14 protein-coding genes are annotated in these 15503 nt (G+C 70.0%); 10 read left to right on the top strand and 4 right to left on the bottom strand.

What is annotated here, in order from left to right:
* Positions 1–23: 23 nt before the first annotated feature.
* Positions 24–2039, bottom strand: a complete 2016-nt coding sequence (locus G6N34_RS20705; protein ID WP_234812878.1) for an MMPL family transporter — start codon at positions 2037–2039, stop codon at positions 24–26.
* 145 nt (positions 2040–2184) lie between these two features.
* Between G6N34_RS20705 and G6N34_RS20700 the strand changes: the two genes are divergently transcribed.
* Positions 2185–2673, top strand: a complete 489-nt coding sequence (locus G6N34_RS20700) for a MarR family winged helix-turn-helix transcriptional regulator (protein WP_085151642.1) — start codon at positions 2185–2187, stop codon at positions 2671–2673.
* On the opposite strand, the gene G6N34_RS20695 is transcribed toward G6N34_RS20700, so the two are convergent.
* Positions 2663–4249: a Na+/H+ antiporter gene (locus tag G6N34_RS20695; protein WP_085151641.1), complete on the bottom strand. Its 1587-nt coding sequence runs from the start codon at positions 4247–4249 to the stop codon at positions 2663–2665. The genes G6N34_RS20700 and G6N34_RS20695 overlap by 11 nt on opposite strands.
* A 150-nt stretch (positions 4250–4399) precedes the next feature.
* On the opposite strand from G6N34_RS20695, the gene purT reads away from it, so the two are divergent.
* From purT to G6N34_RS20670, 5 genes are all read left to right on the top strand, one after another.
* On the top strand, positions 4400–5584 hold the full coding sequence (gene purT, locus G6N34_RS20690; RefSeq protein WP_234812870.1) for a formate-dependent phosphoribosylglycinamide formyltransferase: 1185 nt from the start codon (positions 4400–4402) through the stop codon (positions 5582–5584).
* A complete protein-coding gene (locus tag G6N34_RS20685; RefSeq protein WP_085151640.1) occupies positions 5581–6024 on the top strand; it encodes an Rv0361 family membrane protein in 444 nt (147 codons plus the stop codon). Before purT ends, G6N34_RS20685 begins: the two co-directional genes overlap by 4 nt.
* A gap of 84 nt (positions 6025–6108) precedes the next feature.
* Positions 6109–6522 carry a rhodanese-like domain-containing protein gene (locus G6N34_RS20680; RefSeq protein WP_085151639.1) on the top strand — a complete coding sequence of 138 codons (414 nt, stop codon included), beginning with the start codon at positions 6109–6111 and terminating at the stop codon, positions 6520–6522.
* Complete coding sequence (locus G6N34_RS20675; RefSeq protein WP_085151638.1) at positions 6519–7739, top strand: O-succinylhomoserine sulfhydrylase; 1221 nt, start codon at positions 6519–6521, stop codon at positions 7737–7739. The genes G6N34_RS20680 and G6N34_RS20675 overlap by 4 nt, the downstream gene beginning before the upstream one ends.
* Before the next feature lie 54 nt (positions 7740–7793).
* The gene (locus G6N34_RS20670; RefSeq protein ID WP_085151637.1) at positions 7794–10421 is read left to right on the top strand and encodes a LuxR C-terminal-related transcriptional regulator; all 2628 of its coding nucleotides are present in this window, start codon (positions 7794–7796) and stop codon (positions 10419–10421) included.
* Positions 10422–10428: 7 nt separating this feature from the next.
* Here the strand turns inward: G6N34_RS20670 and G6N34_RS20665 are convergent, their stop codons facing one another.
* Positions 10429–11292 carry an SDR family oxidoreductase gene (locus G6N34_RS20665; protein ID WP_085151636.1) on the bottom strand — a complete coding sequence of 288 codons (864 nt, stop codon included), beginning with the start codon at positions 11290–11292 and terminating at the stop codon, positions 10429–10431.
* Positions 11293–11402: 110 nt separating this feature from the next.
* Between G6N34_RS20665 and G6N34_RS20660 the strand changes: the two genes are divergently transcribed.
* The 4 genes from G6N34_RS20660 to G6N34_RS20645 are packed head-to-tail and all read left to right on the top strand — an operon-like array spanning position 11403 to position 14732.
* Positions 11403–11897, top strand: a complete 495-nt coding sequence (locus tag G6N34_RS20660; RefSeq protein WP_234812869.1) for a GNAT family N-acetyltransferase — start codon at positions 11403–11405, stop codon at positions 11895–11897.
* On the top strand, positions 11894–12871 hold the full coding sequence (locus G6N34_RS20655) for an LLM class flavin-dependent oxidoreductase (protein WP_085151634.1): 978 nt from the start codon (positions 11894–11896) through the stop codon (positions 12869–12871). The genes G6N34_RS20660 and G6N34_RS20655 overlap by 4 nt, the downstream gene beginning before the upstream one ends.
* Entirely contained in the window at positions 12868–13998 is a 1131-nt protein-coding gene (locus G6N34_RS20650; RefSeq protein WP_085151633.1) for an LLM class flavin-dependent oxidoreductase, read from the top strand. Before G6N34_RS20655 ends, G6N34_RS20650 begins: the two co-directional genes overlap by 4 nt.
* Positions 13995–14732 carry an LLM class flavin-dependent oxidoreductase gene (locus G6N34_RS20645; RefSeq protein ID WP_234812868.1) on the top strand — a complete coding sequence of 246 codons (738 nt, stop codon included), beginning with the start codon at positions 13995–13997 and terminating at the stop codon, positions 14730–14732. The genes G6N34_RS20650 and G6N34_RS20645 overlap by 4 nt, the downstream gene beginning before the upstream one ends.
* On the opposite strand, the gene G6N34_RS20640 is transcribed toward G6N34_RS20645, so the two are convergent.
* The gene (locus G6N34_RS20640) at positions 14719–15468 is read right to left on the bottom strand and encodes an MBL fold metallo-hydrolase (RefSeq protein ID WP_085151632.1); all 750 of its coding nucleotides are present in this window, start codon (positions 15466–15468) and stop codon (positions 14719–14721) included. The genes G6N34_RS20645 and G6N34_RS20640 overlap by 14 nt on opposite strands.
* Positions 15469–15503 lie beyond the last annotated feature (35 nt).

Here is a 15503-nt window from a genome sequence, read left to right as displayed (position 1 = left end):
ACGCGGAGTGTCGTCGCAGACGTTTACGTGTCGCGACGGGGCGCTGCCGCTTGGCGGGGCGTGTGGCCGGGCGCCTGGTCGGCCTCGGCACGGTCGTCGGCGTCGAAGTGGGCCGGCCACCACACCCGCGGCCCGATCAGCGTGAACAGTGCCGGGATCACGACCGTGCGCACCAGGAAGGTGTCCAGCAGGATGCCGAGACCCACGATGATGCCCACCTGGGTGAGCACGATCAGCGGCAGCACGCCGAGAACGCAGAACACCGCGGCCAAGACGATGCCCGCGCTGGTGATGACCGCGCCCGTCGCAGAGACCGCACGCACGATGCCGGTGCGGGTGCCGTACGTCATGGTCTCCTCCCGGGCCCGCGTCACCAGGAAGATCGTGTAGTCCACGCCGAGGGCCACCAGGAACAGGAACGCGTACAGCGGCGTGCTGGTGTCCAGTGCGGGAAAACCGAAGACGTGCAGGCTGACCCAGCCGCCGAGGCCCAGCGCGGCCACCGCCGACAGCACCGTGACGCCGACCAGCAGCACAGGTGCCAGCACCGACCGCAGCAACACGAACAGCACCGCCAGCACCACGGCCAGGATCGCCGGGATGATGATCAGCTGGTCCCGGCTCGCCGAGTCGCGCACGTCCAGCGCGGTCGCATCGGCGCCGCCCACCATGGCGTCGGGGTCGGCGTCGTGCACCGCGGTGCGCAGTGCGGTGATGGTGTCGAACGCCTCGTCGCTGGCCGGGTCGGCGTTGATGATCACCGACCACTGTGTGAGGCCCTCGTGCTCACCGCGCGGGGCGGCCGACACCACGCCGTCGGTGACGTCGATGGCGCGCTGGATCGCCGCGGCCGCTTCGGTGGAACCGACGACGGTGGTCGGGTCGGTCATACCGGACGGGAAGTGTTCGGAGAGCACCTCGAAACCGGTGACCGACTCGGCCTTGACCCGGAACTGCTCGACCTGGGTCAGGCCGGTGTTCACCCCGAGCAGGCCCGAGGCCAGCACGAGCAGCGCCGCGATCGAGGCCGTCAGCACGACTGCGGGGCGGGCGGCCACGCCTGCGGCGATGCGGTGCCACACGCCGGTCTCGACGGTGTCCTGGGAACTCTCGTCGTCCGGATTGGGGATGAAGGGCCAGAACAGCCGCGTGCCGCACACCGCCAGCAGGGGCGGCAGCACGAAGATCGCGAACACCGCCGCGACCACCAGGCCGGTCGCGGCCTGCAGGCCCAGGCTGCGCGTACTGGGCGCCGCCGCGAAAAGCAGCGTCAGCAGCGCCAGCACGACGGTCGCGTTGCTGGCGACGATCGCCGGGCCCGCGGTGCGCACCGCGGTCGCCAGCGCGACCCGGTGCTCACGGGTGTGGCGCAGTTCCTCCCGATAGCGCGAGATCAGCAGCAGCGCATAGTTGGTGCCCGCACCGAACACCAGCACGCTCGTGATGCCCGCAGTGGAACCGTCGGCGATCAGCCCCGCCGCGGTCGTGACGCGTTCGCCGATCACGGCTCCCACGCGGTCGGCGATCGCGATCACCAGAAGCGGGACCAGCCACAGGATCGGCGAGCGGTAGGTGAGGATCAACAGCAGTGCGACCACAGCGGCAGTCACGGCCAGCAGGGTGAAGTTGGCGCCGGAGAACGCGTTGGCGATGTCCGCGCCGAACGCGGGACCGCCCGTGAGTTGGGTCTGCAGCGAGGAGGGCAGACCGTCGGCCGCGGCCTCGCGCATCGAGGTCACGGTGTCGGTGAGGGCGAAGCCCGACAGCTTGGAGTCCACAGGCACGGCCGACAACGCGGCCTGGCCGTCCTCGGACACCGCGGGCGGGGAACCCTTGATCCGTTGGCTGGCGGCCTCGGCGGCGGCGCGGTCCTCGGGGCTCAGCGGTGCGCCGTCGGTGCGCGTAACCACGAGGATCGCCGGCGCGCTGTCGCCGCCGGGGAACTCCTTGATCAGCGCCGCGACCCGCGCGGACTCGGCGGTGTCGGGCAGCGCGATGGGCGACTGCGAGGACGAGTCCGAACTGCCGGCGAGTCCCATCAGGGCGCCCGAGGCCAGGATGACCAGCAGTGCGATCAGCCAGGATCGACGTGATGTGACGGCATGCGCAAGACGACTCCAACTCACAGGCCCAAAGGTACCCAGATAGTTCATTTGCTTAAACATTGTCCGATCTGGCTACCCTGTGCCGGTGTCGCCACGGGACGATCTTGAACGTCTGATCGGTGCCGACGTGCGTTCGCTGACGGCCGAGTCCGAACGGATCGGACGCGTTTTCGCGGCGCAGAACGACCTCGGCAGCAATGACTTTCGCGCGCTGGTCGACATCATGGTGGCCCACGACGCGGGGACCCCGCTGACTGCGGGGGAACTGCGGAAACGGCTCGGACTGTCGGGTGCGGCCATCACCTATCTGGTGGAGCGGATGATCGCCTCCGGCCACCTCACCCGGGAGGTCGATCCGGACGACCGGCGCAAGGTGATCCTGCGCTACGCCGACCACGGCGTCGAGGTGGCGCGCAACTTCTTCACACCACTGGCCGTTCACCACCACCGTGCGCTGGCCGACCTGCCCGACACCGACTTGGAGGCCGCGCATCGGGTCTTCGAGGCGGTGGTCGAGGCCATGCAGTCGTTCTCCGAGGAACTGCAGGTACCGCCCGTCACCGGTTGAGCGTGGCCTCCTGCAGGTCCAGATCGCGCATCAATGTGCGCAGCACCTCGTCGTCGATGCGGTCGGCATCGCGTTCGGCGATGAACGTCTCGCGTTCGGCGGCCAACATGTCCAACCGCAGGCGGCGGAACGCCGCGGCGGGCGCGGGGCCCAACTCCTCGTCGCCGCGGCCGAGACGATCCTCCCAGACCTCGTTGCGTCGCCGCCGGCTCCACTCGCGCAGCACCTTCGCGGCCTTGTCGTAGGAGTCCATGGGTTTACCTGCGGCACGTGCCTTGGCGAGCCTCGCATCGAGGCGACGCTCGGCGGCCTCGGCAGCGCGGGTGCGCACTGCGACGATGGCCAGTGCGTCCGAATGCGCCTCCTCGGCGCCGCTGACGCCGAGACGCCGGATCAGCCACGGCAGCGTCAGGCCATGCAGCAGCAGCGTGCCCACGACCACCACGAACGTCAGGAAGATGACATACGGGCGCCCCGGGAACGGCGCGCCCGACAACGTCGTCAGCGGAACGCCGAAGGCCGCGGCCAACGAGACCACGCCGCGCATACCGGCCCAGGCGACCACCAGAGTTCCTGCCGCTGTCGGCTTTTCGTGGCGCGGATGTGGAACCAGGTAGGTGAAGCCGAACACCCAGGCAATCCGCACCGCCAACACCGTCATCGTCACCGCGACCGACGACAGGATCAGGGTCGCGGCCGGGATGCCCTCCATCTCACGCACCACCTGAGGCAGCTGCAGGCCGATCAGCAGGAACGCGAACGACTCCAGGAGCAACTGCACGGCGCGCCACACCGCGTCATCCTGCAGGCGGGTGGCGTAACCGGCCTCGGTGGAGCGGTGCCCCAGGACCAGGGCCGCGACCACCACGGCCAGGACGCCGGATCCGTTGACCTCCTCGGCGATCAGGTAGATGGCGAACGGCGCGAGCAGTCCGATGGCGCTCTCGGCCACCGAATCGTCGAGCCAACTGCGGACCTGCACGATCAGCTTGCCGATCACGAACCCCACGAGCACTCCGCCGGCCACGGCCCACGCGAAGACACCCAGCGCGTGCTGCACGCTCTCGGCCATGCCGATCGCGAGGCCCAGCGTCACCTTGTACGCCGTGAGCGCGGTCGCGTCGTTGAGCAGGCTCTCACCTCCGAGCAGCGTCATCGTGCGCCGCGACAGTCCAAGGCGGCGGCCGATCGCCGTGGCCGACACCGCGTCCGGCGGCGCCACGATCGCCCCGAGCACCAGCGCGGCGGCCAGCGTCAGTTCGGGAACGGTCTGATACGCGACGAAACCCACCGCGAACGTCGTCGCCAACGGAAGCCCGACCGCGAGCGCGCTGATCGGGGCGAAGTTTCGGCGCAGGCTGACATACGAGCTCTCCAGGCCGGCCGACCACAGCAGCGGCGGCAGCACCACGAACAGCACCAGTTCGGGGTCCAGTTCGACGTCCGGCACCGCCGGGATCAGCCCGATGACCAGCCCCGCGACCACCAGGACCAACGGGGAGGACAGGTTGTAGCGCCGAGAGATCGCCGATAGCAGCACCGCTCCCAACAGGACCACCAACAGTTGGGCAGACATCGAGGCAAACCTCCGCTCGGGGCTGTGCCCCTATCCTGGAAACCATGCGCAGTACCCCCCTCCGCAGCATTCAGCATCTCGCGGACCGGGGCGCGCCGTGAGGCTGGCCCGACGGTGTTCAGCCCTGCTGGCCGTGCGGGAGTTGCGGCAGTGACTGGCACGCCGGGCCCGCGGCCGCCCCGCGTGCTGCTCCTCGGCGCTGCCGAACTGGGCCGCGAGGTGGTGGCCGGCTTCACCCGACTGGGCGCCCACGTGATCGCCGTCGACGGGCATGCCGACGCGCCGGCCCTGCAGGTCGCCGGCGAGTCCGCAGTGGTCGCGCTCACCGATTCCGACGCACTGACCGCGGCGATCGAGCGGTTCCGTCCCGACTGCGTGGTGTCGGCCACCGATGCGGTCGCCGCGGACGCGCTCGCGGCCGCTGAGGCCGGGTCCGCGACGGTGGTGCCCAGTGCCCGCCGAGCGCGGCTGAGCCTGGATCGTGAGGGGATGCGCCGACTGGCGGCCGACGAACTCGGGTTGCCGACCGCGCCGTTCTGGTTCGCGGGGTCGGTCGAGGAACTGCAGAGCGTCGCGCTGCACGCGGGCTATCCGATGGTCGTCAAACCGCTGATCGCGGTGCCCGGCGCAGGGCAGTCGGTGCTTCTGCGCGACGACGACGTCGCACCGGCCTGGGAGGCCGCGGTGTCGGCGGGCGGGCGGTTCGCGCACCGGCGGGTGCTCGCTGAATCGGTGGTCGACATCGATCACGAGGTGACCCTGCTGGCGGTGCGCAGCGGCGACGCCGGCGCACCACAGTTCTGCGAACCCATCGGGCATCGGCACGTCGACGGCGTCCTGGAGTGCTGGCAGCCCCAGCAGTTGACGCCCGTGGCCTTGGATTCGGCCCGCTCGATCGCCGCACGTATCGTCAACGCGTTCGGTGGAAGGGGTGTGTTCGGAGTGGAACTGCTGGTCCGCGGTGACGAGGTGTACTTCTCGGACGTCACCGCGCTGCCTCATGACAGCGCGCTGGTCACGGCGCGCACGCAACGGCTGTCGGTGTTCGACCTGCAGGCGCGGGCCGCGCTGGGTCTGCCCGTCGACACCATCATGATCTCGCCGGGCGCGGCCGAGGTGACCTACCAACCGCCCGCCGGCGCCGATCTGGCGCCGCGCATCGGCGCGGCGCTGCGCACCCCCGAGAGCGACGTGCTGGTGTTCCCGGCGCCCACGGCGACGCCGGGCCCGAGTCGCACTCGGTTCGGGGTGGCCCTCGCCACGGCGCCGGATGTTCAGCAGGCTCGGGAACGGGCCCGGCAGGCCTCGGCGGCACTTCGCGGGGACGACGCATGATCGGCCGCAAGCCCGACTCCAGCGGAACCAGCGCCGCGCCGTTCCTGGCCGCGCTCGCGATCATTGTGCTCGCCGTGATCGGAATCGGCGTCGTGACGCTGTTTCGCGGCGGCGACGACAGCAGGCGCGAGGCCGTCGTGCGGGCCGCGATCGCCCACAACGACGCGCTCCAGCGACTCGACTACCCCGCATTCGAGGCCAGCACGTGCGCCGCGCAGCAGGGCAGCGAGGCCACGGTGCTCGATGACCAGCGCGCCTCGGTGGCCGCCCGAGGTGCGCGCTACGTCGATGACGTGCTCGGCATCTCGGTCGACGGGGACCGCGCGACGGCGACCGTCGTGTATCACTTCGAGAACTCCGAGGACGACAAGATCGAGACGCCCTCGGAGTTCGTCAACGAGGACGGCACGTGGCGGCTGTGCACGCTGGGGCCCCGCTGACCCCCACCGGGGAGTGTGTGCCGGGGGTCGCATGCGGGTGGTCTCGCTGCAAGCCGTCTGCGTTGATGTGGAAAACTCGGACACGTGAGTTATGCAGGCGATATCACCCCTGAAGAGGCGTGGCGGTTACTCAGCGACAACCCGGATGCGGTGCTCGTCGACTGTCGTACCGACGCCGAGTGGAAGTTCGTCGGGGTGCCTGACGTGTCCAGCCTCGGCCGCGACGCCGTGTTCATCGAGTGGAATCGCACCGACGGAACCCGCAACGACGGGTTCGTCGACGACCTCTTGGCCGCCGGCCTCACGCCCGGCGAGCGTCCGGTGATCTTCCTGTGCCGGTCGGGCAACCGCTCGATCGGCGCCGCCGAGGCAGCCACCGAGGCCGGCATCGGCCCGTCCTACAACGTGCTCGACGGCTTCGAGGGCAACCTCGACGACCAGAAGCATCGCGGCGGCACCGGATGGCGCGCCGTGGGCCTACCGTGGGTGCAGTCATGAGCGAGGTGCCCTCCGTCCGCATCCCCAAGCCGCTTCCCGACGGCGTCAGCCAGGCCACGATCGGTGTGCGGGGCGGCCTGCTGCGCTCGAACTTCGAGGAGACCGCCGAGGCGCTGTACCTGAACTCGGGGTACGTCTACGCCAGCGCGGCCGACGCCGAGAAGGCGTTCACCGGCGAGATCGACCGCTACGTGTACTCGCGCTACGGCAACCCGACGATCACGATGTTCGAGGAGCGGCTTCGCCTGATCGAGGACGCGCCCGCGGCCTTCGCGACCGCGACGGGCATGGCCGCGGTGTTCACCGCACTGGGCGCGCTGTTGTCCGCCGGGGATCGCCTGGTGGCGGCCCGCAGCCTGTTCGGGTCCTGCTTCGTGGTGTGCAACGAGATCCTGCCGCGATGGGGTGTCGAGACCGTGTTCGTCGACGGCGACGACCTCGAGCAGTGGGAGGCCGCGCTCAGTAAGCCGACGCAGGCCGTGTTCTTCGAGACCCCGTCCAACCCGATGCAGTCGCTGGTCGACATCGCCGCCGTCAGCGAACTCGCGCATGCTGCAGGTGCGAAGGTGGTGCTGGACAACGTTTTTGCCACCCCGCTGCTGCAGCAGGGAATGCCGTTGGGTGCCGATGTCGTCGTGTATTCGGGCACCAAGCACATCGACGGGCAGGGCCGCGTCCTCGGCGGGGCGATCCTGGGCGACAAGGAGTACATCGACGGCCCGGTGCAGACGTTGATGCGGCACACCGGCCCCGCGATCAGCTCGTTCAATGCCTGGACGCTGCTGAAAGGGCTTGAGACGCTTGCCCTCCGCGTCAACCACAGCACCGCCTCGGCGCTGCGCATCGCACAGTTCCTGGAGGGCCACCCCGGGGTGCGCTGGGTCCGCTACCCGTTCCTCGAGTCGCACCCGCAGCACGAACTGGCCAAGAAGCAGATGTCCGGCGGCGGCACCGTCGTCACGTTCGAACTCGACGCGCCTAAGGACGGCGGCAAGCAGCGTGCCTTCGAGGTGCTCGACAAGCTGCGGTTGATCGACATCTCGAACAACCTCGGCGACGCCAAATCGCTCATCACGCACCCGGCCACCACGACGCACCGCGCGATGGGGCCCGAGGGTCGCGCGGCGATCGGTCTGGGCGACGGCGTGGTGCGCATCTCGATCGGCCTGGAGGGCACCGAGGATCTGCTGGCCGACCTGGATCAGGCGCTGTCCTGACCGCGAATGGTCGTTAGCCCCAACTGAAAGGCCCGACGGGGTTATAGTCGGCCCGTGATCAGCGGGGAGGCGCTGACCGGGCGGGACAGTGAACTGGCGACACTTCGTCGGGCGCTGAGTGGGGTTGGCAACTACGCGGGCGTGGTGATCGCCGGGCCTGCGGGCGTGGGCAAGACCAGGCTTGCGCGTGAACTGCTGACCCAGGCCGCCGCGGCCGGCACGCGGACAAATTGGGTGGTTGGCACGGCATCGGCGCGGCCGATTCCACTGGGTGCCTTCATGGCAGCGCTCGGCGACACCATCAACGAGCCGAGCCCCAGCGTGCGGCGCGTAATCAATTCTCTTGTCTCCCAGCAACGTCAGGGCCGCATCACCATCGGCATCGACGACGCCCATCTGCTCGACGGATTCTCGGCGCACGTCGTGCATCAGTTGGCGCAGACGCGCGAGGCCCGGTTGGTGGTCACGGTCCGCACGGGAGCCGGGGAACCCGACGCCGTGCGCGCGTTGTGGAAGGACGGCCTGCTGGCGCGCCTGGACCTGGAACCGCTGTCGGCCGAGTCGGCGCGGGCCATGGTCGAAGCTGTGCTTGAGGGTCCCGTGGATGCTCGCAGTGCCCAACGGTTTTGGCGGCTCACCGGCGGAAATGCACTCTTCCTGCAGCAGTTGTTGAAGGACCAGGTGGCCGCGGGCCGGGTCCGCCAGGTCGCGGGGGTGTGGATCTGGGACGGTGACGTCGCGGTCTCGCAGAACATGACGGACCTGGTGGGCAACCAACTGGATCGGCTGTCACCCGAGTTGGCCACGGTGGTCGATGCGTTGTCGCAGTGTGAACCCCTGCGCGTCGACGTGCTGGAGGACCTCGTCGGCCGCGAGACCCTGGAGGCCGCCGAGCAGATGCGGCTCATCACGGTCGAACGCAGCAACGATCTGTTGTCGATGCGGTTGGCCCACCCACTGTTCGGCGAACTGCGCCGGGCCGCGGTGGGGGAGATGTACCTGTCGAAGGTCCGCGGCGCACTGGCGCAGCGGTTGGCCCGTCACACGGACGGGGATCCGCAGGTCACGGTGCGGCGCGCGCTGCTGACGCTGGAGTCCGACCTGCCGCCGGATCCTCCGCTGTTCACCGACGCTGCGCGGCACACCATGAAGCTGCTGGACCTCGACCTCGCGGAGAGGTTCGCCAAGGCCGCTGCCGACGCGGGGTCCGACGACGCCGCTGAGGTCATGGCGGTCAACAGATTCCTGGCCGGTGACGGCGACGGTGCCGAGGGGTTCCTTCGCGACCTGTCGGAACGCGACGTCGGCGATCGCCACCGCTGGACCACGCTGCGGGCCGCGAACCTGATCTGGATGCTGGGACGCCCGCGCGAGGCCGAGGAACTGCTGGCCGCCCTCGCCGGCCCCGACGAGACCGACGACCAGCGAGCCGTCCGGTACTCGGTCGAGGCGTGCGTGGACGCGGTGTTCGCCAGGTGTTCGGAGGCGGAACGCAAGGCACGCATTGCGCTGGACTCGGGTGCGCTGTCGGACCAGAACGCGATGCTCGCGGCGGTGGCTCTGGTCATGGCGGCGGGTGCGCTGGGACATGCCGAGGAGATCGGGGTGGTGACGCGGGCCGCGCAGGAGCGGGCCGCCAATTCGTATGAGAGCTCGCATATGCGGTTCTGGTTCGCCGGCGTGTATGCGCGGGCGTGCCGGTTGACGGGCCGGATCGACGAGTGCCGGCGCGCGGCCGACACGCTCTCCGCGCTGGCGCAGGACATGCCGAGCCTGGCCTACGCGAACCTGGTGTTCATGGCGGGTGTCGCGGACCTGATGAGCGGCGACGTGGGGACGGCGGCCAAGAAGCTGCACGAGGCGCTGGCCGGGGTCGAGAAGCACGGCGTCACGACGGGTCTGCGACCCGCGTGCGTCTTCGCCCTGGCCGAGGCGCACGCCAAGCTGGGCGAGGCCGAGGCCGCCGCGGAGATGCTGGCCGAGGCACGCCAGAGCGTGCGACCGGACGCGTTGTTCATGCAGACCGGGTTGGCACTCGCGACGGGATGGGCGCTGGCGGCGGCCGGATCGCTGCAGGAGGCGATCGACACCGTGCTGGCCGAGGCGGCCGTGGCCCGCGGCCGTGGCCAGCCCACCCACGAACTGGCGTGCCTGCAGGCCGCTGTGCAGTGGGGCGTGCGCGACGGCCTCGACGTTGTCGCACAGCGGGCCGGTGAGTTGGCCGCGCAGCTGCGGCTTCCGCTGGCCGATGCCGTCGCGTCGCACGCCAAGGCCCTGCTGGCCCGTGACGGCGAGGGTCTGCTCGCGGCGTCGGCCGCCTACCAGCAGGTGGGCGACCGCGCGACGGCGGCCGACGCCGCGGCCCAGGCCGCGGTGGCGTTCACGGGCGCACAGTCCCGCAGCCGGGGCCTGTTCGCGGCCTCGGTCGCGGCGCAGTTGGCCCAGGAATGCGGCGGCCTGTGCACCCCCGCGACGCGCAGCCCAGCGACACCCACACCGTTGACGGGCCGTCAGCGGGAGGTGGCGGAGTTGGTGGCCGCAGGACTGGCCAACAAGGAGATCGCCGACAAGCTCGTGACGTCGGTGCGCACCGTGGAGGGCCACATCCTTCGGGCCTGTCAGCGCGTGGGAGCCTCGTCGCGGGCCGAACTCGCCCGGATCATGCGGGCGGGACCGGGTTAGGACCGGATCAGGTGTCGGGCTTCTCCTGCACGCCGGTGGCGTTCTGGGCGCGCTTTTCATAGGCCGCCCGGGCCGAGGCGTCGAAGTTCAGGAACACCGTGTCGTTGCCCAACTTGTGCGACAGCCAGCGCCGGCCCCGGGCCGGGAGCAGTTGCGTCAGGGCGCCGACGGCCCGCAGCGGGCCGGGCACGGACAGATGCGTGATCGAGGGCTTGTCGAGCACCTTGACGACGGCCGCGGCGATGTCCTCGGGTTGCACGGGCTTCTGGGCGCCCGTGGCCTTGGTGCCCGAGATGAGATCGGTGTTGGTGAACGTCGGGAGGACGACGCTGACGTTGACGCCCTGCGGCGCGAACTCGTCGGCCAGCGCGGTGGACAGACCCACGACAGCGAACTTGGTTCCCGCGTAGACGGCCTGACCGGGCACGGCGACCATGCCGGCGATCGAGGCGATGTTGACGATGTGCCCGCTGTGGCGCTTGACCATCTCCGGAAGCACCAGGCGGCACCCGGTGAGCACGCCGTTGAAGTTGACCTCGACGGAGGTGCGGATGGCCTGGTCGGTCTGCTCCAGGAACGGGCCGACGGGCATCACGCCCGCGTTGTTGATCAGCACGTCGATGTGGCCCGCACCGTCGGTGCGCGCCTTGTCGAGGAACACCGCGAAGGATTCGGCGTCCGTCACGTCCACGGGATATCCGGTGGCCTGACCCAGGCGGATCAACTCGCCGACCGCCTTGTCGAGGACGGCCACGTCGCGGTCGCCGATCACGACGCGCGCGCCGCGGGCCAGCAGGGCCTTAGCGGTCGCGTAACCGATGCCGCGGGCCGCTCCCGTGATCGCGATGGTCTTACCCCGGATGTTGTCCATGCGCCGGACTTTACATGTGTCAACTTTTGCGCGACAAGGGCGAACTTGGCCTCGCGGTGAGCAGAACTGGGCGCAGGAATGCATTCCGCGGCCCCACGTTGGACCCTGGTGTGGTGATCGGTACCGGTGAAGCTCTGGTCTTCGTGCGCGTCGCGCAGGACGACCCCCTGGCCGCGCCACTGCTGGACGCGCTGGCCGCCGAGTATTCGCAGCGCTACGGCGGTGCGGTCGACCGGCATCGGCAGGCACTGCTCAACTATCCGGCTGCGGAGTTCGCGGCGCCGGACGGGGCACTGATCGTCGGTCTGCTCGACGGCGTGCCCGTCACGGGTGGGGCATTCCGCCGCTTCGACGCCGCCACCGCCGAGCTCAAACGCATCTGGACCGACACGCCGTACCGTCGGCGCCGCTTCGCTCGCCGCGTCCTGGACGAACTCGAGGTCGATATCGTCCAGCGTGGCTACCGCAGGGTCTACCTGATGACCGGGGACCGGCAACCGGAGGCCGAGCGCCTCTACGAATCGGCGGGGTACGTCCGCCTGTCCGAACCGCTGCCCGCGGCGGGACCGGTGTACCCGGTGGCCTTCGAGAAGGTGCTCAGGTGAGCGGCGAACTGCACGTCGCCGTGGCCCTGGACGGCTATGGCTGGCACCGGCAGGCGTGGCGGACCACCCTGCGGGACGACCCGGATGCCCCGTCGGTGCTGTCGGGCGACCACTGGGCCGCGCTGGCGGTGACGGCCGAGCGGGGCCTGCTCGACTTCGTCTCCGTCGACGACGCATTGACGCCGCAACCCGGGCGGCGCGCCCAGATCAGCCCGGGCCGGCTCGCGGGCCGGGGTGACGCGGTGCTGACCGCCGCGCGCATCGCCGCCGCCACCGAGCACATCGGGGTGATCCCGGTGGCCACCGTGACGCACACCGCGCCGCGGCGCGTGGCCGGGGCTATCGCCACGCTGGACGCGGTGTCGGCCGGCCGGGCCGGCTGGCAGGTGCGGGTCAGCACGTCGGCGCACGAGGCCGCACTGTTCGGCGGCGCGGCTGCCGAGCCCGGCGCTCTGTTCGACGACGCGATGGGCTTCGTCGACGCCGCGCGGCGTTGCTGGGACGACGCGGACCCACCGCCACCGCAGGGCCACCCGGTGATCGCGGCCCTGGCCCATACCACCCGGATCTACGAGTTTGCCGCCGCCGCAGCTGATCTGGTGTTCATCACGCCCAGTGACGACGACGAGTTGCGCGCGATCCTCGCTGAAGTGACAGCGCTGGGGGACCTGTTGGTCTATGCCGACGTGGTCGTCACCTTCGGCGGGGACACCGAATTCGGTTCGGATGCGGCGATTCTGGACGGCTGCGTGGAGGAGATCGTCGACCTGATCGTGCGCTGGCACGACATCGGAGTGCACGGCGTGAGGTTACGTCCTGCCGTGCAGCACCGGGACCTGCCCGTCATCGTAGATCGTGTGGTGCCCCTGCTGCAGCGCACCGGGCGGTTTCGCTCCGCGTACCGAAACTCCGAGACACTGCGCGCCCGCCTGGGACTTCGACGTACTGCCGACCGAAATGTGGCTCCGCTATGAGTGATTCGAACACTGTCCCGCTGTCTGTTCTGGACCTCGCGCCGATCAGCGCGGGCAGCGACACCGCCACCGCGCTGCGCAATGCCGTCGACCTGGCGCAGCACGCCGAACGGTGGGGCTACCGGCGCTACTGGCTGGCCGAGCACCACTTCGTCGCGGTCGCGAGCTCGCAGCCCGCGGTGCTGGCCGGACAGATCGCCGCCGCCACCAACCACATTCACGTCGGGGCGGCGGCCGTCCAGTTGGGTTTCACCACCGCGATCGCGGCGCTGGAGAGCTTCGGCATCCTGGCGGCGCTGCATCCCGACCGCATCGACTTCGGGATTGGGCGATCCGGGCAGCGACGCACGGAGGCGCAGCGTGAACGCCCGCGCGAGCCCCGTCCGCCCCGTCCGCCGCGGGAATGGCAGGAGATCGACGGCGTCGTGATCCCACCGCCGTTCGATGTGCGGGCCGTGATGTCCAATGCGCGGATGAAAGCCGCGACGAGCGTGCTGACGACTCCCGGTGTGCCCGCGCCCGACTTCGCCGATCAGGTGGCCGACATCCTGGACATGATCGAGGGCAGCTTCGCCGTCGACGGTGTCGACGTGCATGCGGTCCCGGGTGAGGGAAGTGGTTTGACACCTTGGGTATTCGGCAGCAGCAAGGGGCAGAGCGCACAGGTCGCCGGAGCCCGCGGGCTGCCATTCGTGGCCAGCTACCACATCACGCCCGCCACGGCGCTCCAGGCCGTCGAGGCCTACCGGGCCGCGTTCCAGCCGTCGGCCGCACTCGCCGAACCCTACGTGGTGATCTCGGCGGACGTTGTGGTGGCCGACGACGAGTCCACCGCGCGCCGACTGGCCGCGAGCTATGGGCACTGGGTGTATTCGATTCGGGCTCAGGGCGGTGCCGTGCTCTACCCGGATCCCCAGGACTGCCCGCCGCTGAGCGAGGAACAGGCCGCCGTCGTCAAAGACCGCACCGCGACACAGTTCGTGGGGGACCCGGATCAGGTGGCGCAGCGCTTGAGCGCGCTGCAGAGGCTCAGCGGGGCCGATGAACTGGTGATCACCTCGGTGACCCACGGGCACGCCGACCGACTGCGCAGCCACGAACTGTTGGCGCAGCGGTGGGGACTGTGACGTCAGAAGGGCTCGGCCGCAGCCAGATCCACCTGGCCGCCATGTTCTCCGGCGCTCCTGACGAGATCACGTCGCTGGGCCGCACGGCGGAGCGGGGCCGGTTCGACTTCGTTGTGCTGCACCAGGGTGGGCCCGATCCACTGACGACGCTCGCGGCCGTGTCCGGTGCGACCGAACGCATCGGTCTGGTCGCCGCTGTGGACATCGAGTCCGCCGAACCCTTCGAGGTCTCACGGCAGCTCGCGACGCTGGACCACCTCAGCGCCGGCCGAGCCGGGTGGAGTGTCACCGGTACTGAGAACGCCACCCGCGCCCGAGAATTCGTCGCGTTGGTGCACGAGTTCTGGGACTCCTGGGCTGACGACGCGGTGCTGGCCGACACCGATTCCGGCATCTACAGTGACCCGGGCCGGATCCGGTCCGTCGACTTCGCCGGCGACCACTTCGTCGCGCGCGGGCTGGCGACCCTGCCCACGGGCCCTGGTGGACATCCGGTTCTGGTGTCAGGCAGTGACTTTCATGACGTGTCGGCGTTCGGCGGAACACCCGAGCGGGTGGCCGACGAGATGATCTCGCGCGTGCAGTCCGCTGCGTGCGCCGGTTTCACGGTGCCCGCCGACGGTCTGACCGAGTTCGTCGACTCCGTGGTTCCTGTGCTGGTGGCGCGCGGCGTGTTCCGCACCGGTTATGCCGGAACGACGCTGCGTGAACACCTCGGACTCATCGGCGTCTAGGGGTGGCCCGCTCGGCGAGTTCTCGGATGGGCCCGTGCCACAGGTCGCCGTGCCCGGGAATCAGCACCTCGGTCTCGAGCAGAGCGAGTGCCCCGAGGCTGCGCACACAGCCCAACTCGTCGTGGTTGAACACGTGGTGCAGCAGCTGAGGCCCGCGCCGCGCCGAGGTCGGATGCCCCGTGACCAGCGCATCACCGGACACCAGGACACCGTCGACCAGGAATGAGCAGTGCCCGCCGGTGTGTCCGGGCGTCGGGATGGCGACCGGTCGGCCCGGCAGCGTCCGCGCGACGTCCTCGGAGAACGGTTTCGTGGACGGGATTCCGGCGTGGTTGAACGCGCCCTTGCGGGCGATGTCATACGACCATTTCAACCATCTCGGCTGCCACGCATGGCGCGCCACGGCCACGGGCGACGCCTGCTCGAGGTATTCGCGTTTGGCGTGTCCGACTTCGTCGGCGTGGGAGTACACCGGGGTGCGGTGCTCGGCGGCGAACCAGATCGCGGTGCCGAAATGGTCGATGTGGGCGTGCGTGAGCAGAATTGCCGCCACGTCCTCAGGGGCGCAGCCCAGTTCACGCAGCGACGCGAGCACCTGCGGGCGGTCGCCGGGGAACCCGGTGTCGATCAGGATGACGCCCTCGGAACCGATCACCAGCGTCCAGTTCACCAGCGGCGTCTGCGCGAGGTGGACAGAGTCGGTGACCTGTTTCAGCTCGACGCGCGCGGCTGTCATGCGCCGAAGTCTAGTGGCGCGCAGTCCGGAAAGGG

The sequence above is a fragment of the Mycolicibacterium confluentis genome, assembly GCF_010729895.1.
In the GTDB taxonomy this organism is placed as follows: Bacteria; Actinomycetota; Actinomycetes; order Mycobacteriales; family Mycobacteriaceae; genus Mycobacterium; species Mycobacterium confluentis.
This window is presented reverse-complemented; position numbering and strand designations above follow the sequence as displayed.

Bases quoted from the DNA above. Each gene is read 5' to 3' on its own strand.
- G6N34_RS20695 (WP_085151641.1), bottom strand. From the start codon at position 4,249: ATGTCTGCCCAACTGTTGGTGGTCCTGTTGGGAGCGGTGCTGCTATCG.
- G6N34_RS20685 (WP_085151640.1), top strand. From the start codon at position 5,581: ATGATCGGCCGCAAGCCCGACTCCAGCGGAACCAGCGCCGCGCCGTTC.
- G6N34_RS20665 (WP_085151636.1), bottom strand. From the start codon at position 11,292: ATGGACAACATCCGGGGTAAGACCATCGCGATCACGGGAGCGGCCCGC.
- G6N34_RS20640 (WP_085151632.1), bottom strand. From the start codon at position 15,468: ATGACAGCCGCGCGCGTCGAGCTGAAACAGGTCACCGACTCTGTCCAC.
- G6N34_RS20650 (WP_085151633.1), top strand. From the start codon at position 12,868: ATGAGTGATTCGAACACTGTCCCGCTGTCTGTTCTGGACCTCGCGCCG.
- G6N34_RS20705 (WP_234812878.1), bottom strand. From the start codon at position 2,039: ATGGGACTCGCCGGCAGTTCGGACTCGTCCTCGCAGTCGCCCATCGCG.
- G6N34_RS20675 (WP_085151638.1), top strand. From the start codon at position 6,519: ATGAGCGAGGTGCCCTCCGTCCGCATCCCCAAGCCGCTTCCCGACGGC.